Source organism: Streptomyces sp. SCUT-3 (assembly GCF_014083985.1).
GTDB classification, from domain to species: Bacteria; Actinomycetota; Actinomycetes; order Streptomycetales; family Streptomycetaceae; genus Streptomyces_H; species Streptomyces_H thermolineatus.
In genome coordinates, this window is record NZ_CP046907.1 from 1,470,750 (window position 1) to 1,490,323 (window position 19,574).

Sequence of the window (19,574 nt, forward strand, 5' to 3'; positions counted from 1 at the left end):
CCCGCGGGGCCGGTCGGGGGTCAGTCGGGGGTGTCCGTCTGCGCGTCCCGCCGGGCCCGGTAGACGTCGTAGACGCCGGGGACGCGGCGCACGGCGCGCAGCAGCCCGGCCAGGGCGTCCGCGCCGGGCAGCTCGACGGTGTAGGTGTGCCGCACCAGCTGGTCCTGCGGGGGCTCCACGGTGGCGGAGACGATGGCGATGCCCTCGCCCGCGATCGCCGCGGTGACGTCCGCCAGCAGCCGGGGCCGCACGAGGGCCTCGGCGTGCAGGGTGGCCCGGTAGCCGGCGTCCGCGCCGCGCAGCCAGTCGACCCCTACGGCGCTGCGGCCGTCCCCCGTCATCCGCTCCGCGGCGGAGCACCCGGTCCGGTGCACGGCCACGACGCCGCCGCGGGTGAGGAAGCCGGTGATCTCGTCCGGCGGCACCGGGGTGCAGCAGCGGGCCAGGCGCACGGGGGCGTCGGGGTGGCCGCTGAGGACGGCGGTGCCCGCGGCCGGCTCCCCGCGCGGGGGCACCGGGCCGCGCAGGGCGGGGCGGCGGCCGGCGCCCTTCTCCGCCTGCCGGTCCTCGGGCGGGTGGTTCTGGAGCCAGCGGGTGATCGCGATCCGCGCGGCGGGGGTGGTGGCGTGCTCCAGCCACTCCGGGGCGGGGCCGTTGTCCCCGTCCTCCCCGGCCAGGAGCAGGTGGACGGTGTCGCCGTCGGTGAGGACGGTGGCCATCGCGGTCAGGCGGCCGTTGACCCGGGCCCCGACGCAGCGGTGGCCCTCCTCCTCCCCCAGCGCGTAGGCGGCGTCGACGCAGGTGGCGCCGCGGGGCAGCCCCAGGGTTCCGCCGTCGGCGCGGAAGACGGTGATCTCGCCCTCCTCGGCGAGGTCGGCCCGCAGGGCCCGCCAGAAGGAGTCGGCGTCCGGCACCTCCTTCTGCCAGGCCAGCAGCCGGGAGAGCCAGCCGGGCCGGGTCGGGTCGCTCCGCTCGCCCTCGGCCTCCGCCGCCTCGGGCTCCTCGGCGGCGCGGTAGGGGTTGCCGAGCGCGACGACGCCGGCCTCGGCCACGCGGTGCATACGGTGGGTGCGCACCAGGACCTCGGCGACGTGGCCGCCGTCGGTGGCCACGGCGGTGTGCAGGGACTGGTAGAGGTTGAACTTCGGGGCGGCGATGAAGTCCTTGAACTCGGCGATCACCGGGGTGAAGCAGGTGTGCAGCTCGCCCAGGACCGCGTAGCAGTCGGCGTCCTCCTCGACGACGACCAGCAGGCGGGAGAAGTCGTAGCCGCCCGGCTCGCTGCCGCGTTTCGCGCGCACCCGGTGCACGGAGACGCAGTGCCGGGGGCGGACCGACACGCCCGCCTCGATGCCCGCGTCCCGCAGCACCGCGCGCACCTGCACGGCCAGTGCCTCCAGGGGATCGGTCAGGGCCTCGTGGGCGGCCAGGACCTCCTGGGTCGCGGCGTACTCCTCCGGATGGAGGATCGCGAACACCAGGTCCTCCAGCTCGGTCTTGACCGCCTGGACGCCCAGCCGCTCGGCCAGCGGGATGAGGACGTCGCGGGTGACCTTGGCGATGCGTTCCTGCTTCTCCCTGCGCATCACGCCCAGGGTGCGCATGTTGTGCAGGCGGTCGGCGAGCTTGATGGACATCACCCGCACGTCGTCGCCGGTGGCCACCAGCATCTTGCGGAACGTCTCGGGCTCGGCGGCCGCACCGTAGTCGACCTTCTCCAGCTTGGTCACGCCGTCGACGAGGTACGCCACCTCCTCGCCGAACTCCTCGCGCACCTGCTCCAGGGTCACCTCGGTGTCCTCGACCGTGTCGTGGAGCAGGGAGGCGACCAGGGTGGTGGTCTCGGCGCCGAGCTGGGCGAGGATCAGGGTCACCGCGAGCGGGTGGGTGATGTACGGCTCGCCGCTCTTGCGCATCTGCCCGCGGTGCGACGCCTCGGCCAGGACGTAGGCGCGGCGGAGGGCCGACAGGTCGGCCGCGCCGGCACGGGGGTGGTGCGCCCGGTGCGCCTGGACGACGTGCTCGAGGGCGTCGGGGGTGCCGGCCCTGGAGCCGCCGCGCAGGGCGGCCCGGCCCAGCCTGCGCAGATCGGCCTTGCCCAGGCCCAGCCTGCGGTGGGCGGAATGCGTGGTCTCTACGCTCATGGGCACCTCCGGCAGCAGTCCCCGGCGCAGTACGGGGTCCCTCGCCGGTGCTTGATGCTACCGAGCCCGTCCACCCGCTCCCGACCGCTCCCGCCCGGCATGATCTGTATCACTCTTTCGGGCGACCTTCGGTCAGTGCGCCCCGGCGCCCGCGCGCCACCATCCGGCGTCGATCGTGCCGCGGGCCAGGACCACCGCCGGGCCGGCCATCGTGATCCGGCCGTCGGGGTGCTCGGTGATCACCAGGCGCCCTCCGGGGACGTCCACGGTGTAGGTGACGGGGACGCCGTCCGCAGCCGGGTCGTGCCCGTCCCGGCGGGCGGCGGCGACCATGACGGCGCAGGCCCCGGTGCCGCAGGAGCGGGTCTCCCCGGAGCCGCGCTCGTGCACCCGCAGGGCGACGTGGCGCGGTCCCCGGTCCACCACGAACTCGACGTTGACGCCGTCGGGGTAGGCGGCCGGCGGGGTCACCAGCGGCGGGCGGAACAGGTCGCCGGCCTCGTCCAGGCCGTCCACGAAGACAACGGCGTGCGGGTTGCCCATGTTGACGTTGCGGGCGGGCCGGGGGGCGCGCCCGTCGACGGAGACCTCGACGCCGGTGCTGTCCGGCAGCACCGCGCGCCCCATGTCCACCGTGACGTCGCCCGGGGTTCCGTCCGGGCCCGGGCCGGCGACGTGCACCCGGCGCACTCCGGCGCGGGTGGCGACCGCCAGGTCCCCGGGCTCGGCCAGGCCCTCGTCGACCAGGTGGCGGGCGAAGACCCGCACCCCGTTGCCGCACATCTCCGCGACGCTGCCGTCGGCGTTGCGGTAGTCCATGAACCACTCGGCCCGGTCGGCCATCGGCGCGGCCTCCGGGTGGGCGGCGGAACGGACCACCCGCAGCAGTCCGTCGCCGCCGATCCCGGCGCGCCGGTCGCACAGCCGGGCGACGAGCGCGGCCGGCAGGTCCAGCCGCCCCTCGTGGTCGGGGAGGATCACGAAGTCGTTCTCGGTGCCGTGCCCCTTCAGGAACGGCACTCCGCCGTCGGGGTCATCGTGCTGCGCATGGGTCACCCTGCCGATCGTAGTCCGCGTCCGGACCGCCGCCCCGCCGGGCGGGCCGGCTCGGTGGGCGGGCTCAGCGCAGGCGGGCCACGCGCCAGGCCGCCAGCAGCACCACCGCGGCGGTGACCGCGGTGTAGGCGACGATCACCCGCCAGTCCGCGCGGCGGCCGGAGCCGCGGGGCGGCAGCCCGGGCAGGGCGTGGCCGACCCTGCGGGCGGCCACGGCGCCCCAGCCCGCGGAGGCGCAGGTGAGCAGCAGTCCGAGCATGGCGACGACCGCGCCTCCCTCGCTGATCTCGAAGGCGAGGGGGAAGGCGAACATCAGGGAGCCGAGGATGCCGAGGGCGACGATCGGGGCGATCTGCCAGACCCGCAGGCGCCGCGGCGGCCTGAGCTCGCGGAACGACTGGCCGGCGGCAGCGGCACCGGGGGCGTCGTCCGGCCCGCCCCCGCCCGTCCCGGGGTCGTCGTCCGCGGGGCCGTCCTCGACGCCGACGGCGGGCGACGGGACGGGCAGGGCCGTCCCGGCCCCTTCGTCGCCCTCGCCGTACGGTCTGTCCCGGGGGCCGGCCTCCATCGCCACGCGCCCTCCCGAAGTCGACACCGCAGCCCGTGCTCGCGGTCGATGATGGCACGGCCGAGGGCCTCCGACGGGCTCCCGAAGCGTCCCGTGGCCATCACGTGATCAGGCTGTGACCGCCCGTTCGACCAGTGCCAGGGCCTGCTCCGCCCGCGTACCGCCGGGTCGGTCCGCGGAGGCCAGCCAGTGCACGCGCGGGTCGCGCCGGAACCACGACTCCTGGCGGCGGGCGAAGCGCTTGGTCGCCCGGACGGTCTCCGCCCGGGCCTCCTCCTCGGTGCACTCCCCCGCCAGGAAGGACAGCACCTGCTGGTAGCCCAGGGCGCGCGAGGCGGTGCGTCCCTCGCGCAGCCCCGCGGCCTCCAGGGAGCGGACCTCGTCGACGAGGCCGGCCTCCCACATCCGGTCGACCCGCAGCGCGATGCGCTCGTCGAGGACCGGCCGGGCGACGTCGACGCCGATCTGCACCGTGTCGTAGACCGCCTCGTGGCCGGGGAGGCTGGCGCTGAACGGCCGCCCGGTGATCTCCACGACCTCCAGGGCCCTGACGATCCGGCGGCCGTTGCCCGGCAGGATGGCGCGGGCCGCCTCGGGGTCGACCGAGGCCAGGCGGGCGTGCAGGACGCCGGAGCCGTGCTCCTCCAGCTCCGCCTCCAGCCGGGCCCGCACCCGCGGGTCGGTGCCGGGGAACTCCAGGGCGTCGACGGCCGCCCGCACGTACAGGCCCGACCCGCCGACCAGCACGGGGGTGCGGCCGTCCGCCAGGAGCCGGTCGATCTCGGCGCGGGCCATGCGCTGGTACTCGGCGACGCTGGCGGCCTCGGTGACGTCCCACACGTCCAGCAGGCGGTGCGGGACGCCCTCGCGTTCGGCGAGGGTGAGCTTCGCCGTCCCGATGTCCATCCCGCGGTACAGCTGCATGGAGTCCGCGTTGATCACCTCGCCGTCCAGGGCCCGGGCGAGGGCGACGCCCAGATCTGACTTTCCGGCGGCGGTGGGGCCGACGACCGCGACGACTCGGGGGTGGGATGCTGCGCTGCTCACCCGGACAGTCTCCCAAACCCGGAGGGCCGGCCGGCACGCGCCGCCGGGCGCGGCCCGCCGGCCGCGGCCCTCCGCCCCCGGGTCACCGGTCCCGCCCGGGGGGCGTCCGCACCCCGACCAGGTGCCGGAGGATCAGGAAGAAGCCGCAGCACGCCACGGCCGTGACGAGGATCAGCACGGCCCTCTGCCACCAGGCGAGGGAGCCGATGACCACGCTCGCGCCCGAGCCGGCCAGCAGGGCGATGAGGGCGGTGAAGACGCTGAGCACCTCCACCACCTTCAGCTGCCCGCTCTCGACCGCCTTGCGCGACTCGCGGACCCCCTCGGCCACCGCGGTCCCGATCTCGCGCCGGGCCCGGTCGATCTCCTCGGTGACGACGCTCCGCAGTGCCTCCAGGTCCCGCTGGGCCTGCGCCCGCAGCTCCTGGGCGGCCAGGATCGAATCGCGCTCGCGGCCGAACTGCTCGTGGACCTCGACCGCCGTCGGGTCCAGCAGGGCCATGCCCCGCTCGATCGCCGCGCGGGCCCGGGCGAAGTCCCCGAGCTTGCGGTACGCGTACGCCTCGCGCAGCAGCGCGATGGGGTCGTTGCGCGCCGAGAAGTGGGGACGCTGCAGGATCTCCAGTATCCGCTCCGCCTGCCCCGGCAGCTCCTCGCCGAGCCACAGGCCCTGCATGAGGGCGTGGAGGAGCTTGACGTTGGAGGAGTCGGCCGCGAGGACGTCGTCCATGCACCGCAGGCCGTGCTCGTCCCCCTGCCCGAGGAGGCCGAACGCGTGCAGGCTCCGCGTGTACGGGTCCAGCTCCTCCAGCGGGCGGGCGAAGCGGTTGAAGAAGTCGGTGATCCGTGCGCAGCGGAAGTCGAAGCGCAGCCCGCACAGGTACAGGTGGACCAGGCTCCGGCCGGTCACGGTCGAGGGGTCCTCGTGCAGGACCGTGTCCTCGTCCAGGGAGAGCAGCACGCTCGCCCTGGCCTGCCGCGCGTACCAGGCGACGTCCGCGCAATAAGAGGCCGACTCCTGCCAGGTCGCGTCCACCGCCGACATCCACTCCGCCGCCGCGGCCGTCCAGGGCTGCCCGGCGTCGACGCGCCGGAAGACGTCGTGGCGGGCCAGCCGCAGCACCTGCGGCCGCAGCGGGTCGTCCGGGTCCGCGTGGTGCTCCACGACGGCCGTGCGGCCGCCGGGGTGGTCGAGGACCTCGGCCGCGGCCCGCCGGACGTCGACCTCCAGGTGTGCGGTGCAGAACCGCTGGAACGGCTCCCGCCAGCCGTCCGGGTCGGCGGCCGTCGCGGTGCCCCCTCCGCCGTCAGTGTCGGGTCGCTGCGGTCCGATCATCCATTCCCCCTGGTCGGTGTGCTTCCCCGGCGTGCCGGATCGCCGCGACCCGGTCGAGGGTCGTCCTCGCCTCGGCCACGTCGTGCACGCGGAAGACCCTCGCGCCCTGCCAGGCGCAGACGGCGAGCGTGGCCTGGGTGCCCAGCACCCGCTCCCGGGCCGGCAGGTCGAGGGTCTCGCCGATGAAGTCCTTGTTGCTCACTGCGACGAGCACGGGCCACCCCGTGGCGGTCATCTCGCCGAGCCTGCGCGTCACCTCGAGCGAGTGCGCCGTGGCCTTGCCGAAGTCGTGCGCGGGATCGATCAGGACCGACTCCCGGGGCACCCCGAGGGCCACCGCCCGCTCAGCCAGGGCGACGGTCTTCCCGATCGCCTCGGCCGTGACGTCCCGGTAGCTGACCTTCTTGGGGTCCGTCCGGGGGGCCTGCGCGCCGACGTGGGTGCACACCAGGCCCACCCGCCACTCGGCGGCGACCGCCGCGGTGAGCGGGTCGGCGCCTCCCCAGGCGTCGTTGACCAGGTCCGCGCCGGCCGAGCAGACCGCCTCCGCCACCTCGTGGCGCCAGGTGTCGACGCTGATCGCCAGCCCCGGGTGGCGCTTCCTCACCCGTGCGACGAAACCCGCGACCCGCGCGATCTCCTCCCGGGTGCTGACCTCCTCGGTCAACTCCCCGGCCGGGACACCGCCGATGTCGACGATGTCCGCGCCGTTGTCCACGGCCGCCGACACCGCGTCGAGGGCGGCGTTCTCGGCGAAGTACGCCCCGCGGTCGTAGAAGGAGTCACGGGTGCGGTTGACCACGGCCATCACCAGCGGCCTGTCACCGGGGAACACGTGCTCGCCGAGCTTGAGCAACTCCAACGCCTCCGACAACGGCCGACATGGACACGATCATGATAGCCACCGGGGCGGGGCGGGCGGGCCGGGCACGCACGGCCCGGCCCGTTCCGCGGGCGCCCCGCCGGGGCGGCGCGCCGCGGGGCAGGGGCGTCAGTCGCAGCCGCAGCCGCCGGCCGGGACGGGGGACGGGGCGGGCACGCCGACCGTGGGCAGGCCGAGCATCACTCCCGCCGGCTTCTGCCCCTCCCCGGCGTTGCGCCTCTCCCAGGCGTCGCCGGCGCGGGTGCGGCGCACGCCGCGGGCCGGGCCCTCGGCGAGGAGGTGGTGCGGGGCGGCGTAGGTGACGTCCACGGTCACCATGTCGCCGGGGCGCACCGGCTCGCCGGGACGGGCGAAGTGCACCAGCCGGTTGTCGGGGGCCCGGCCGGACAGCCGCTCGGTGCGGTCGTCCTTGCGGCCCTCGCCCTCGGCGACGAGCACTTCGAGGGTGCGGCCGAGCTGCTTCTTGTTCTCCTCCCAGGAGATCTCCTCCTGGAGGGCGACGAGGCGCTCGTAGCGCGCCTGGACGACCTCCTTGGGGATCTGGTCCTCCATCACGGCCGCGGGGGTGCCGGGCCGCTTGGAGTACTGGAAGGTGAACGCCTGCGCGAAGCGCGCCTCGCGCACCACGTGCAGGGTCTGCTCGAAGTCATCCTCGGTCTCGCCGGGGAAGCCCACGATGATGTCGGTGGAGATCGCGGCGTCCGGCATGGCGGCGCGGACCTTCTCGATGATGCCCAGGTAGCGGTCCTGCCGGTAGGAGCGGCGCATGGCCCGCAGCACCGTGTCGGAGCCGGACTGCAGCGGCATGTGCAGCTGGTGCATCACGTTCGGCGTCTCGGCCATCGCGGCGATCACGTCGTCGGTGAAGTCGCGCGGGTGCGGGGAGGTGAAGCGCACCCGCTCCAGGCCCTCGATCCGCCCGCAGGCGCGCAGCAGCTTGGAGAACGCCTCGCGGTCGCCGATGTCGGAGCCGTAGGCGTTGACGTTCTGGCCGAGCAGGGTCACCTCGACGACGCCCTCGGCCACCAGCGCCTCGACCTCGGCGAGGATGTCGCCGGGGCGGCGGTCCTTCTCCTTGCCGCGCAGGGCGGGCACGATGCAGAAGGTGCAGGTGTTGTTGCAGCCCACCGAGATCGCGACCCAGGCCGCGTAGGCGGACTCCCGGCGGGTGGGCAGCGTGGAGGGGAAGGTCTCCAGGGAGTCCAGGATCTCGACCTGGGCCTCCTCCTGGACCCGGGCGCGCTCCAGCAGGGTCGGCAGGTGGCCGATGTTGTGGGTGCCGAAGACCACGTCGACCCACGGGGCCCTGCGGACGATGGTGTCCCGGTCCTTCTGCGCCAGGCAGCCGCCCACCGCGATCTGCATCCCGGGACGCCTCGCCTTGGCCGGGGCCAGCCGGCCGAGGTTGCCGTAGAGGCGGTTGTCGGCGTTCTCCCGCACCGCGCAGGTGTTGAAGACGACGACGTCCGCCTCGCCCTCGGCCGCGCCCTCGGGGGCCCGGACGTAGCCGGCGTCCTCCAGCAGGCCGGAGAGGCGTTCGGAGTCGTGGACGTTCATCTGGCACCCGTAGGTGCGGACCTCGTAAGTTCGCGCGCTCATCTCAGTCGACCAGACTACCCCTGCCGCCGGGGGGCCGGGGATGGCAGGATCGGGGACCGTGCGCCCCTTCCTCCCCGCCTCCGTCGCCCGCCGGACCGCCCGCCCCGTCGCGGCGCTGGTGGCCGCGGTGACCGCGGTCGCGGCCGCGGCGGCACTGCTGGCGTGGTGGTCGGCGCCGTCGGCCGGGACGCCGGTGCCCGAGGGCCCGGTGACCGTCGCCACCGGGGTGCGCAGCGGCGTGTACGAGCGGTACGGGCGCATGCTGAAGGAGGACCTGCGCACCGACCTGCCCGGGGTGGACGTCCGGCTGGCACCGAGCGCCGGCTCGGTCGAGAACATCAACATGGTCGCCTCGGGCCGGGCGTCGTTCACCCTGGCCGCGGCCGACGCGGTCGCCGACTACCGGGGCGCGGGCCGGGACCGCCTGCGGGCCTGCGCCCGCCTGTACGACGACTACCTGCAGCTGGTGGTGGCGCGTTCGTCGACGGTCCGCAACGCCCGGGAGCTGCGGGGCCTGCGCGTCGGCGTCGGCCAGGACGGCTCCGGGGTGAACCTGATCGCCGAGCGGCTGCTCACCGCGGCCGGCCTGCACCCGACGCGGGACGTCGAGGCGGTCCGGGTCGGGATAGACCGGGCGCCGCGGATGCTGGAGAAGGGCGAGCTGGACGCCTTCTTCTGGTCCGGCGGCCTGCCGACGACCGCCGTGTCGAACCTGTCGCAGCGCTTCCCGATCCGCCTGGTGCAGCTGGGCGACCTGGCGGAGCCGCTCCGCGAGCAGGCGGACGGGGGGCGCAACCACTACCGGCAGGCCGTGATGCCGGGCGACGCCTACCCAAAGGCGTGGCCAAGGGGCGCCGCGGTCCCGACCGTCGCGGTGGCGAACCTGCTGGTGACCACGGACCGGGTGGACGCGGCGCTGACCGAGCAGGTCACCCGGACGGTCATCGACAGCCGGGACCGGATCGGGGAGCAGGTCCACGCGGCGCAACTGGTCGACCTGCGCACCGCGATCTACACCGACCCGCTGCCGCTGCACGAGGGCGCGCGCCGCTACTACCGGTCCGTCAAACCCTGAGCCGGGCGGGGAGGGCGACGGATTCCGGGACGTCCCGGGCGAGAACGCCCCCCCGCCCGGTTCCCCCGCCCCCCGCACGGGGGATGCGGTTGATCACGAACGGGCCGTGCTCGTGTGCTTACCCGTACGGGCGCCCTAACCTGTTTGCTCACACCGTCTGTTGGGGGCCGAAGGATGCGAACCGGGGGAACGCCGGGCGGCGTCGTCGACGGCCGCTACACACTGCTGCGGCCGCTCGGCCGCGGCGGCATGGGTGTGGTGTGGGAAGCCCTCGACACGCGGCTCAACCGCCAGGTCGCCGTCAAGGAGCTGCTGTTCCGGGGCGCGGTCGACCCGGACACCCAGGCCCAGTGGGTGCGCCGTGCGCGGCGCGAGGCCGAGGCGATCGCACGGATCGACCACGAGCACGTGGTCGCCGTCCACGACGTCATCGAGGCCGAGGGCCAGGTGTGGATCGTGATGGAGCAGGTCGACCCGCACTCGCTGGCCGACCTGCTGCGCGAGCACGACCGGCTGCCGCCGCTGAACGTGGCCCGGATCGGCCTGGAGGTGCTGCGCGGGCTGCGGGCCGTGCACGCCGCCGCCGTGCTGCACCGCGACGTCAAACCGCACAACATCCTCTTCCGCCGGGACGGCAGGGCGGTGCTGATGGACTTCGGCATCGCGACCTTCGAGGGTGCCGCCCAGGTGACGCGGCGCCACGAGACGGTGGGCACCCCGCAGTACCTCGCCCCCGAGCTGGCCTCCCCGTGGACCGACGGGCCGCGGGAGGCGGCCCCGGCGGCCGACCTGTGGTCCCTGGGGGTGACGCTGTTCGAGGCGGTGGAGGGCCGGGCCCCGTTCCGCGGCCCCACCCCCGTCGAGGTGCTGCACGCGGTGCGCCACGCGGACCTGCCCCCGATGCGGCACGCCGGGCCCCTGCGCCCCCTGATCGAGGGCCTGCTGGTCAAGGACCCCGAGTCCCGCACGGGCGCCGCGCGGGCGGAGCAGCTGCTGCAGCACGTGGCCCAGGAGACCCCGCTCCAGCCGCTGCCGCTGCCCCGGCCCGCCCGGGCGGGGGACGGCCGCAACGACACGGACGGCGGCCGGGAGGCCGGCACCACCACCGAGGTCCACCTGGAACGGACCCCGGTCCCGTCGCCCCTCCCCGCCGCGCCGGACGCCCCGCGGCCGCCGGCCGCCTCCCGCCGGCGCCGCGCCCTGCTGCGCGCCGCGGCCGGCGCGGCGGGACTGGCCCTGCTGGCCGCCGCGGGCTGGTACGGGGTGGAGCGGCTGCGCGAGGAGGCCGCCCCCCGGCTGTCCTCCTCGCCCACCTGGCAGGCGGCCCGGGACAGGGGGTACCTGCTGGTGGGGGTCAAGGAGGACCAGCCGGGCCTGAGCCGCCTGGTGGACCCCGCCACCGGCGAGTACGAGGGCTTCGACGTGGACCTGGCCCGGGCCGTCGCCGAGCGCCTGGGCTTCGAGGAGGTGCGGTTCGAGACGGTGAACACCAAGAGCCGCGAGTACCGGCTCACCAGCGGCCAGGTGGACCTGATAGTCGCCTCGTACAGCATCACCGAGGAGCGCAAGAAGGAGGTGGACTTCGCCGGGCCGTACTACCTGGCCGGCCAGGACTTCCTGGTGCGCGAGGACACCGACGGCATCGACGGCGTGGAGGACCTGGCGGGGCGCCAGGTGTGCACCGTGGAGAGGTCGACGCCCGCGGAGCGCCTGGAGGACGAGTACCCCCGCATAAAGCGCCAGTTGCGCGTCTCCTACGGGGTGTGCGTGGACGAACTGCTGGCCGGCACGGTGGACGCGGTGACCACCGACGACGTCATCCTGGCCGGCTACCGGGCGGCCCACCCGGACCGGCTGCGGCTGCTGGGCGCCCCCTTCGCCATCGAGTACTACGGCGTCGGCCTGCACAAGGGCGAGCCCGCCCTGAAGGCCGCGGTGTGCGAGGCGATAAGGGAGCAGATCGACTCGGGCGCGTGGAAGAGGAGCTACGACCGGCACCTCAAGCCGCTGGCCCCCGCCGAGCTCTCCGACAGCCGCCCGCCGGAGCTGGGGGAGTGCCCGCGCCCCTGACGCCCGGCCCGCACGCCGTATGCCCGCACGGCTTCGGCCCGCACGGCTTCGGCCCGCACCCCGCCGGCCCGCGCGCCGCCGCTCAGACGACGGGCGCCGAGCGGGGCACCGAGAGGGTGACCTCCAGGCCGTGGGGGTCTCGGGGCGCGTAGGTGATGCCGCCGCCGCCCGCGGTGAGCAGGGCGCGGGCGATGGACAGCCCGAGTCCGGAGCCGTCGACGTTCTGGTGCCGCCCGCTGCGCCAGAACCGGTCCCCGATGCGGGAGAGCTCCTCCTCGGCCAGTCCCGGGCCCCCGTCGGCCACGGTGATCTCCACGGTGCCGGTGAGCACCCGCACCCGCACCTCCACCCCCTCGCCGGCGGGGGTGAACTTGATCGCGTTGTCCACCACGGCGTCCAGCGCGCTGGACAGGGCGATCGGGTCGGCCCACCCGGTCGCGGCGCCGGGGCCGTCGTAGGCCAGGGCGACCTCCTGCCGCCCGGCGGCGGCCTGCCAGGCGGCCACCCGCTCCGCCGCCAGCTCGGCGATGTCGGTGATCTTCAGGTCGGGTTCGGCGTGCTCGGCCAGGGCCAGGCCGAGCAGGTCGTCCAGGACCCTGGCCAGCCGCCGGCCCTCCTCCTTCACCGAGGCCAGCTCCGCCCGGTGCTCCCCGGGCAGCGAGTAGCCCAGGACCTCGATCCGCAGCATCAGTGCCGCGAGCGGATTGCGCAGCTGGTGCGAGGCGTCGGCGACGAACGCGCGCTGCTGCTCCAGGACGTCCTGGAGGTGGTCGGCCATCTCGTTGAACGAGCCCGCCAGCCGCCGCAGCTCGGGAGGGCCGCCGGCCGGGGCCACCCGGGACTTCAGGCGGCCGGTCGCGATGTCGTGGGTGACGGCGTCCAGGAGTCTCACCGGGCGCAGCACCCAGCCGGTGAGGCGGACGGCGGCCAGGACGGCCACCAGCATGGCCGCCGCCTCGCCCGCGCCGAGCACCAGCCAGTCGTGCAGGATGCGCGAGCGCAGGCCGTCGGTGGGCGAGTCGGTGAGCACCACGGCGACCACGTCGCCGTCGCGCACGATCGGGGAGGCGACGACCAGCCGCCGGTCCCGCCAGGGCCACGCCTGCGGCGGGTCGTGGCTGCGCCGCCCGTCCAGGGCCTCCTCGAAGGCGCGGTCGGTCTCCTCGTCCCCGGGCAGCCGCCAGCCGGCGGGGGCGACGGCCATCGGGGCGCGGTCGCGGTGGAAGACGCCGGCCCGGATGCGGTAGAGCTCCTCGTAGCGGCGCAGCTCGGAGGCGAGGGTGGCCCTCTTCCCCTCCTCGTCCAGGCCGGGCGGGGCCGCCTCGGCGGTGCGGGCGGTGACGAACTGCGCGACGGCGGCGAACCGCGCGGCGTCGTCCATGCGGTCGACGACGACCTTCTGCTGCTGCGCGGCGGCCAGGCTGGCCGCCAGGGGGAAGCCCAGGGCGAGCAGGACGCCGGCCATCAGGGAGAGCAGGATCGCCAGGAGTCGGGTGCGCACCGCGGCCCGGTCCTAGTCCGTGGGCGGGACGAGCCGGTAGCCGACCCCGCGCACGGTCTCGATCAGGGCGGGCAGCTTGAGCTTGGAGCGCAGCGAGGCCACGTGCACCTCGAGGGTGCGGCCGGTCCCCTCCCAGCTGGTCTGCCAAACCTCGCTGATGATCTGCTCGCGCCGGAAGACGACGCCGGGGCGCTTGGCGAGCAGCGCCAGCAGGTCGAACTCCTTGCGGGTGAGGGCGACCCCCACGCCGTTGACCTCGACCCTGCGGCCGGCCTGCTCCAGGGTGACCGGGCCCAGGACGACCGGGGCCAGGACGGCCGTGCCGGAGGGGGCACCCGCGTGGCCGGGAGGGTTGGGCAGGGGGGTCTCCTGGGTGTCCTCGGAGCTGCGGCGGCTCACCGCGTGGATGCGGGCGAGCAGTTCCCCGGTGTCGTAGGGCTTGACGACGTAGTCGTCCGCGCCCAGGTTGAGGCCGTGGATGCGGGAGCGGACGTCCGCGCGGGCGGTGACCATGATCACCGGTACGCGGCTCACGCGGCGGATGCGGCTGCACACCGCGAAGCCGTCCTGGTCCGGCAGCCCCAGGTCCAGCAGCACCACCCGGTGGGGGTCGCCGCCGTCCGGCAGGAGCGCCTGCAGCGCCTCCTCGCCGTTCCGCGCGTGGGTGACGGCGATGCCGTGCCGGCCGAGCACCGCCCTGAGCGCGGCCGCGACGTGCTCGTCGTCCTCCACCAGCAGCAGTCGCAACGCGCTGCTCCTCCTTCGCCTTCCCGTCGGTCCCGAATCGTTCCTCCGGTGAAGTGACACCGATTCGTACGGGCGGCGTCAAGCGGATCACGCCCGTGCGGAGGAGAAGTTACGCAGACGGTATCGGCCACCCTGTCCGGTATCCACTCTGCGTGTACGGCCGGTGGCCGTATCGTTATGCTCAATTTCCGCTCAGATGTGATGACGCAGGTCGCCCCGCCTCACTAGGGTCGGCGCAATCCCGCCGACCGGAGACGGAGCTGACCGCCCATGACCGAGGTCTTTGTGACCAAGGACGCCGCACCCGCGGACGATCCCCTGGTCGTGCTGGAGAACGTGAACAAGCACTTCGGCGCTCTGCACGTGCTCCAGGACATCGACCTGACCATCGCCCGCGGCGAGGTCGTGGTCGTCATCGGACCCTCCGGGTCCGGAAAGTCCACGCTGTGCCGCACCATCAACCGTCTGGAGACGGTCGACTCGGGCACCATCCGCATCGACGGCAGGCCGCTGCCCGCCGAGGGCCGCGAGCTCGCCCGGCTGCGCGCCGACGTCGGCATGGTCTTCCAGTCGTTCAACCTGTTCGCGCACAAGACCGTTCTGGAGAACGTCGTGCTCGGCCAGGTCAAGGTGCGCAGGGCCGACAAGAAGGCCGCCGAGCAGAAGGCGCGTGCGCTGCTGGAGCGCGTGGGCGTGGGCAACCAGGCGGACAAGTACCCCGCCCAGCTGTCCGGCGGACAGCAGCAGCGCGTGGCGATCGCCCGCGCGCTGGCCATGGACCCGAAGGTCATGCTCTTCGACGAGCCGACCTCCGCCCTGGACCCGGAGATGATCAACGAGGTCCTGGAGGTCATGCAGCAGCTGGCCCGGGACGGCATGACGATGGTCTGCGTCACCCACGAGATGGGCTTCGCCCGCTCCGCCGCCAACCGCGTGCTCTTCATGGCCGACGGCCGGATCGTCGAGCAGGCGAGCCCCGAGGAGTTCTTCACCAACCCCAAGAGCGACCGGGCCAAGGACTTCCTGTCGAAGATCCTCCACCACTGAGAAGGCAAGGGATGTCTCCCATGAAGTTCCGCAAGACCGCCGCAGCGACCTTCGCCGTCCTGGCGCTCACCGCGACCGCCGCCTGTGGCGGCAAGGAGGGCACCCCCTCCTCCAACGCCAAGCCGAGCAACTCCTCCGGCGAGACCCCGGAGCTGCCCACCTACAAGGTGGCCTCCGGCGTCGACCTCGAGGGCTCCGACACCTTCGACCGGATCAAGAAGAACGGCAAGGTCACCATCGGCGTCAAGAACGACCAGCCGTACCTGGGCTTCGAGGACCCCAACACCGGGGAGCGCTCGGGCTTCGACATCGAGATCGCCAAGATGATCGCGGCCGACCTCGGCCTGTCCGCCGACAAGATCACGTACAAGACGATCGACTCGAAGAACCGCGAGACCGCGATCTCCCAGGGCCAGGTCGACTACTACGTCGGCACCTACACGATCAACGACGAGCGCAAGAAGAAGATCTCCTTCGCCGGCCCGTACTACATCGCCGGGCAGAGCCTGCTGGTCCGCAAGGACGACGACTCCATCAAGTCCGAGGAAGACCTCAAGGGCAAGAAGGTCTGCTCCATCAGCGGCTCCACCCCCCTGATGAACATCCAGAAGGGCAACTACGGCGCCGAGATCGTCGCGCTGGACAAGTACACGGACTGCGTCAAGCAGCTCACCGACGGCCAGGTGGACGCGGTGACCACCGACGACGCCATCCTCAAGGGCTACGCCGCCCAGCAGCCCAAGGTCCTCAAGGTGGTCGGCGAGCCGTTCTCCGACGAGCCCTACGGCGTCGGCCTCCCCAAGAACGACAAGGTCTTCCAGGAGGCCCTGCTCGACGCGCTGCAGAACCACATGGACAACGGCGACTGGAAGAAGGCGTACGACGCCACGCTCGGCCTCTCCGGCTCCCCGGCCGACGAGCCGCCGGCGCTCGAGCGCAACTGACCGGCGACTGATCCGCGCGGCTGCCGGCCGCGCCCCTGCGCGGGGCGCGGCCGGCGGCCGGGCGAACCTGCGGAGACCTGATGAACGTACTGCTCGACCACTTCTCGCTGTTCCGCGACGGATTCCTGGGAACCCTGTCGCTGACCGCGGTCAGTGCGGTGATAGCCCTCGTGCTGGGCGCCCTCGTCGCGGCCTGCCGCGTGTCGCCGGTACCGCCGCTGCGGGCCTTCGGCACCATGTGGGTCACCCTGCTGCGCAACACCCCGCTGACCCTGCTGTTCCTGGTCGCGATCTTCGTCGTGCCGCAGGTCTTCTTCCCCGGCCTGAGCTACTACACCCTGTCCGTGTGGGCCCTGGGCTGCTACACCTCCGCCTTCGTCTGCGAGGCGCTGCGCTCGGGCATCAACACGGTCCCGGTCGGGCAGGCCGAGGCCGCCCGCAGCCTGGGGATGACCTTCGGCCAGACCCTGCGGCTGATCGTCCTGCCCCAGGCGGGACGCACCGTCGTGCCCCCGATGAGCAGCATCCTCATCGCCCTCACCAAGAACACCTCCCTCGCCGGCGCCTTCAACGTCTTCGAACTCTTCGGGGCCCAGAAGACGCTGAGCGAACTGGGGTACAGCATCGTGGTGATCTTCGGCTGGATCGCCCTCGCCTACCTGATCATCACCCTGACCCTCAGCGGCCTGTTCCGGCTGCTGGAGAACCGGCTGGCGGTGGCCCGATGAGTGCCAGTGTCCTCTACGACGTCCCCGGCCCCCGGGCCCGCAGGCGCAACCTCCTCTACTCGGTGGTCGGCGGGGCCGCCCTCCTCGGGCTGCTGGTCTTCGTCGTCATGCGCCTGTACTCGCAGGGGCAGTTCGAGTCCTACATGTGGGACCTGTTCGAGTACAACGGCATCCGGCAGCGCCTCCTGGACGGCCTGGTCTCGACGCTGCTGGCCTTCTCGATGGCCGCCGTGCTCTCCCTGGTGCTCGGCGCGCTGCTGGCGGCGGGCCGGCTCTCCGACCACCGCCCGGTGCGCTGGGTCTGCACCGCGGTCGTGGAGTTCTTCCGGGCGATGCCGCTGCTGATCATGATCTTCGCCCTCTACCTCAGCGTCTTCACCGGGACGCCGCTGTGGGCCCTGGTCATCGGCCTCACCCTCTACAACGGCTCCGTCCAGGCCGAGGTGATCCGCGCCGGCATCAACTCCGTGCCCAAGGGGCAGGCCGAGGCCGCCTACGCCCTCGGCATGCGCAAGACCCAGGTGATGCTGACCGTCCTGGTCCCCCAGGCCGTGCGGGCGATGCTCCCGACGATCATCAGCCAGCTGGTGGTGACCCTCAAGGACACCTCGCTCGGCTACGTCATCACCTACGAGGAGCTGCTCTACGCGGGCGGCGTGATCATGCGGAACACCGTCACCGAGGGCGGCAACCCGTACGTGCCCGTCGTGATCGTGGTCGGCACCGTCTACGTCCTGATGTGCCTGGCGCTGTCCTACCTGGCCACCTGGATCGAGAAGCGCGGGCGGCGCAGCCGCAAGGGCACTCCGCCCGCCGCCCCGGACGCGTCCGCGCCGACCCCGGGCGCCGTGCCGCCGCAGATGGCCCCGGAGGCGGCCCTCGAAGCCCCCCGGAAGAGCTGACGCCCCGTCTGCTCCCCGACGCCCCGCAGGCCTTGTCCCAGGTCGGCGGGGCGTCCGCCGTCAGGGGTGCGTGCGCCGGGCGCGCCCCCGCCCCCGCTTGACGCGGGCATCACCAGCGGCTTGCATACGTTCTGTGATCGTGGATCCGGTGATCGTCGCCGGCGCCGGGCCGACAGGGCTGACCCTGGCGCTCGCGCTCGCCCGGCACGGTGTACCCAGCGTTGTTCTCGACGAGGCCGACGGCCCGCCGCGCGGCGGGCCGCGCTCGGCCGTGCTGCGCCCCGACACGGTGGCCCTGTACGAGCGGCTGGGCCACCGCGGCCCGGACGCCGACGGAGCCCGGTGGGGCGCCTGGCGCACCGTGCGCCGCCGGCAGGAGGTGCTGCGGGTCGACTTCGCCCCCGGCCCCTCCGGCACCGCCGCCCCCGGGGCGGGGAGCGGGACGGGGGCCGGACGGCCGGCCTCCCCCCTGCACGTCCTCCAGCACCGCCTCCAGCACGGCCTGGCCGAGGCCGCCGCCGGGCAGGAGCCGATCCGGCTCGTCCCCGGCTGCCGGGTCGTCCGCGTCGAGCAGGACGACGACGGCGTCACCGTGCACACCGACGGCGGCCCCGCCCCCTCGTGGCGCGGCAGCTTCCTGGTCGGGTGCGACGGCCCCCGCTCCACCGTGCGCAAACTGCTGCGCGTCCGCTTCCCCGGGCGCACCGCGGTGGACCGGTACGCGGTCGCCGTGCTGCGCGCCCCCCTTCCGTTCCCCGGAGAATCGCTCCTGCACCGGGACCCGCCGTGGCGCGGGGACACCGAGGTGACGGCCCGTCCGCTGCCCGACGACGTGTGGCGCCTGGACTGGCGCCTCCCGCAGGCGGCGCGCGGGGGCTCCCCCCTGACGCCGGACGACCTGGTGGCCAGGATCCGCAACACCCTCGGCGGCTGGTGCGGCGAGGTCCCCCCGTACGACCTGCACGCGGCCGTGGAGTACACCGTGCACCAGCGGCTCGCCCGGCGGTGGCGCGTCGGCCGGATCTTCCTGGCCGGCGACGCCGCGCACGTGCTGGGCGCCCTGGGCATGCAGTCGGTCGACGAGGGTGCGCGCGACGCCGACAACCTGGCGTGGAAGCTGGCCATGGTCCTGCGCGGCGAGGCCCCAGACGCGCTGCTGGACACCTACCAGACCGAGCGGCGGGGCGCCGTCGGCGCACGGCTGCGCGCCGCCGACCAGGCCCTGCCCCTGCTGCGCTCCTCCGGCCCGCTGCACGCCGTCCGGCGCTCGGTGCTGTCCGGGTCAATGCGCAGGCACGGGGCGCTGCTCTCCGACGGCAACCTGGGCACCGGGCTGCTCGGGGCACCCCCGGTCCACAGCCCCCCTCCGGCGCCCGGGCCCGCCCGGGGCGGCGGGCGGGCCGTGCCGCAGCCGCGCACCGCCACCCCACCGGGCGCGGTGGTCGAGGACGTCGCGGTGACGGCCGTCGACGGATCCCCCGGGCGGCTGCGCGACCGGCTGGGCCGCCACCTGCTGGTGCTGCTGGTCGCCCCGGGAACCGGGGTGTGGGAGAGCCGCCACTGGCTCACCGCCGGGCTGATGCCCCGGCTCGCGGAGGCCACGGCGGCGCTGCCGGTGCCCGCGGAGCTCCTGGTGACCGAGGCCTATCCGGGGGCGGTGGCGCACACGGTCCTGCTGGTCCGGCCGGACGGGCACCTGGTCGCCACGATGACCGGCTGCCGGCCCGAGGAACTGCGCGCCCACGTCGAGGCGGTACGCGGCGGGGCCGGCGGACCGCCGCCCCGGGAACCCTCCGAAGACCGTTCCGGGGAATCCTCCGGGGACTCCTCGGGAGCACCGGCAGGGGCCCCCTCCGGGAGCCGCACCGGAAGCGGCTGAACCTCCCTGCCGAGCCTCCCCGCCGGGCCTTCCCGCTTCTGCAGCCGG

Annotated in this window: 16 protein-coding genes; 7 read left to right on the forward strand and 9 right to left on the reverse strand. The window is 74.2% G+C overall.

The annotated features are described in order from the left end of the window. Window positions 1-20: 20 nt before the first annotated feature. The 7 genes from GQS52_RS06390 to miaB all read right to left on the reverse strand — a co-directional run bounded on the left by GQS52_RS06390 (window position 21) and on the right by miaB (window position 8,633). The gene (locus GQS52_RS06390) at window positions 21-2,144 is read right to left on the reverse strand and encodes an HD domain-containing protein (protein WP_182312221.1); all 2,124 of its coding nucleotides are present in this window, start codon (window positions 2,142-2,144) and stop codon (window positions 21-23) included. A 132-nt stretch (window positions 2,145-2,276) separates the two neighbouring features. Then, entirely contained in the window at window positions 2,277-3,200 is a 924-nt protein-coding gene (gene dapF / locus GQS52_RS06395) for a diaminopimelate epimerase (RefSeq protein WP_259370625.1), read from the reverse strand. A 64-nt stretch (window positions 3,201-3,264) separates the two neighbouring features. Then, window positions 3,265-3,774, reverse strand: a complete 510-nt coding sequence (locus tag GQS52_RS06400; protein ID WP_182312223.1) for a hypothetical protein — start codon at window positions 3,772-3,774, stop codon at window positions 3,265-3,267. 102 nt (window positions 3,775-3,876) lie between these two features. After that, the gene (gene miaA, locus GQS52_RS06405; RefSeq protein ID WP_182312225.1) at window positions 3,877-4,815 is read right to left on the reverse strand and encodes a tRNA (adenosine(37)-N6)-dimethylallyltransferase MiaA; all 939 of its coding nucleotides are present in this window, start codon (window positions 4,813-4,815) and stop codon (window positions 3,877-3,879) included. A gap of 82 nt (window positions 4,816-4,897) precedes the next feature. Further along, entirely contained in the window at window positions 4,898-6,151 is a 1,254-nt protein-coding gene (locus GQS52_RS06410; RefSeq protein WP_182312227.1) for a hypothetical protein, read from the reverse strand. After that, complete coding sequence (gene folP / locus GQS52_RS06415) at window positions 6,123-6,959, reverse strand: dihydropteroate synthase (RefSeq protein WP_182316253.1); 837 nt, start codon at window positions 6,957-6,959, stop codon at window positions 6,123-6,125. Before folP ends, GQS52_RS06410 begins: the two co-directional genes overlap by 29 nt. A gap of 183 nt (window positions 6,960-7,142) precedes the next feature. After that, window positions 7,143-8,633: a tRNA (N6-isopentenyl adenosine(37)-C2)-methylthiotransferase MiaB gene (gene miaB, locus GQS52_RS06420; protein ID WP_182312229.1), complete on the reverse strand. Its 1,491-nt coding sequence runs from the start codon at window positions 8,631-8,633 to the stop codon at window positions 7,143-7,145. Window positions 8,634-8,691: 58 nt separating this feature from the next. Here miaB and GQS52_RS06425 point away from each other — a divergent pair, with 58 nt between their 5' ends. After that, entirely contained in the window at window positions 8,692-9,708 is a 1,017-nt protein-coding gene (locus tag GQS52_RS06425) for a TAXI family TRAP transporter solute-binding subunit (protein WP_259370626.1), read from the forward strand. A gap of 174 nt (window positions 9,709-9,882) precedes the next feature. Next, on the forward strand, window positions 9,883-11,778 hold the full coding sequence (locus GQS52_RS06430; RefSeq protein WP_182312233.1) for a bifunctional serine/threonine-protein kinase/glutamate ABC transporter substrate-binding protein: 1,896 nt from the start codon (window positions 9,883-9,885) through the stop codon (window positions 11,776-11,778). Between the two features lie 82 nt (window positions 11,779-11,860). Here the strand turns inward: GQS52_RS06430 and GQS52_RS06435 are convergent, their stop codons facing one another. Further along, window positions 11,861-13,279, reverse strand: coding sequence for a HAMP domain-containing sensor histidine kinase (locus GQS52_RS06435; protein WP_182312235.1), 1,419 nt, complete (start codon window positions 13,277-13,279; stop codon window positions 11,861-11,863). 12 nt (window positions 13,280-13,291) lie between these two features. After that, entirely contained in the window at window positions 13,292-14,026 is a 735-nt protein-coding gene (locus GQS52_RS06440) for a response regulator transcription factor (RefSeq protein ID WP_182312237.1), read from the reverse strand. Between the two features lie 270 nt (window positions 14,027-14,296). On the opposite strand from GQS52_RS06440, the gene GQS52_RS06445 reads away from it, so the two are divergent. From GQS52_RS06445 to GQS52_RS06465, 5 genes are all read left to right on the forward strand, one after another. Then, entirely contained in the window at window positions 14,297-15,073 is a 777-nt protein-coding gene (locus tag GQS52_RS06445; RefSeq protein ID WP_182312239.1) for an amino acid ABC transporter ATP-binding protein, read from the forward strand. Between the two features lie 20 nt (window positions 15,074-15,093). Beyond that, entirely contained in the window at window positions 15,094-16,017 is a 924-nt protein-coding gene (locus GQS52_RS06450) for a glutamate ABC transporter substrate-binding protein (protein WP_182312241.1), read from the forward strand. An 80-nt stretch (window positions 16,018-16,097) separates the two neighbouring features. Then, a complete protein-coding gene (locus GQS52_RS06455) occupies window positions 16,098-16,745 on the forward strand; it encodes an amino acid ABC transporter permease (RefSeq protein ID WP_182312243.1) in 648 nt (215 codons plus the stop codon). Next, window positions 16,742-17,647 carry an amino acid ABC transporter permease gene (locus GQS52_RS06460; protein WP_182312245.1) on the forward strand — a complete coding sequence of 302 codons (906 nt, stop codon included), beginning with the start codon at window positions 16,742-16,744 and terminating at the stop codon, window positions 17,645-17,647. Before GQS52_RS06455 ends, GQS52_RS06460 begins: the two co-directional genes overlap by 4 nt. 139 nt (window positions 17,648-17,786) lie before the next feature. Further along, complete coding sequence (locus GQS52_RS06465) at window positions 17,787-19,526, forward strand: FAD-dependent monooxygenase (RefSeq protein WP_182312247.1); 1,740 nt, start codon at window positions 17,787-17,789, stop codon at window positions 19,524-19,526. Window positions 19,527-19,574: the final 48 nt, after the last annotated feature.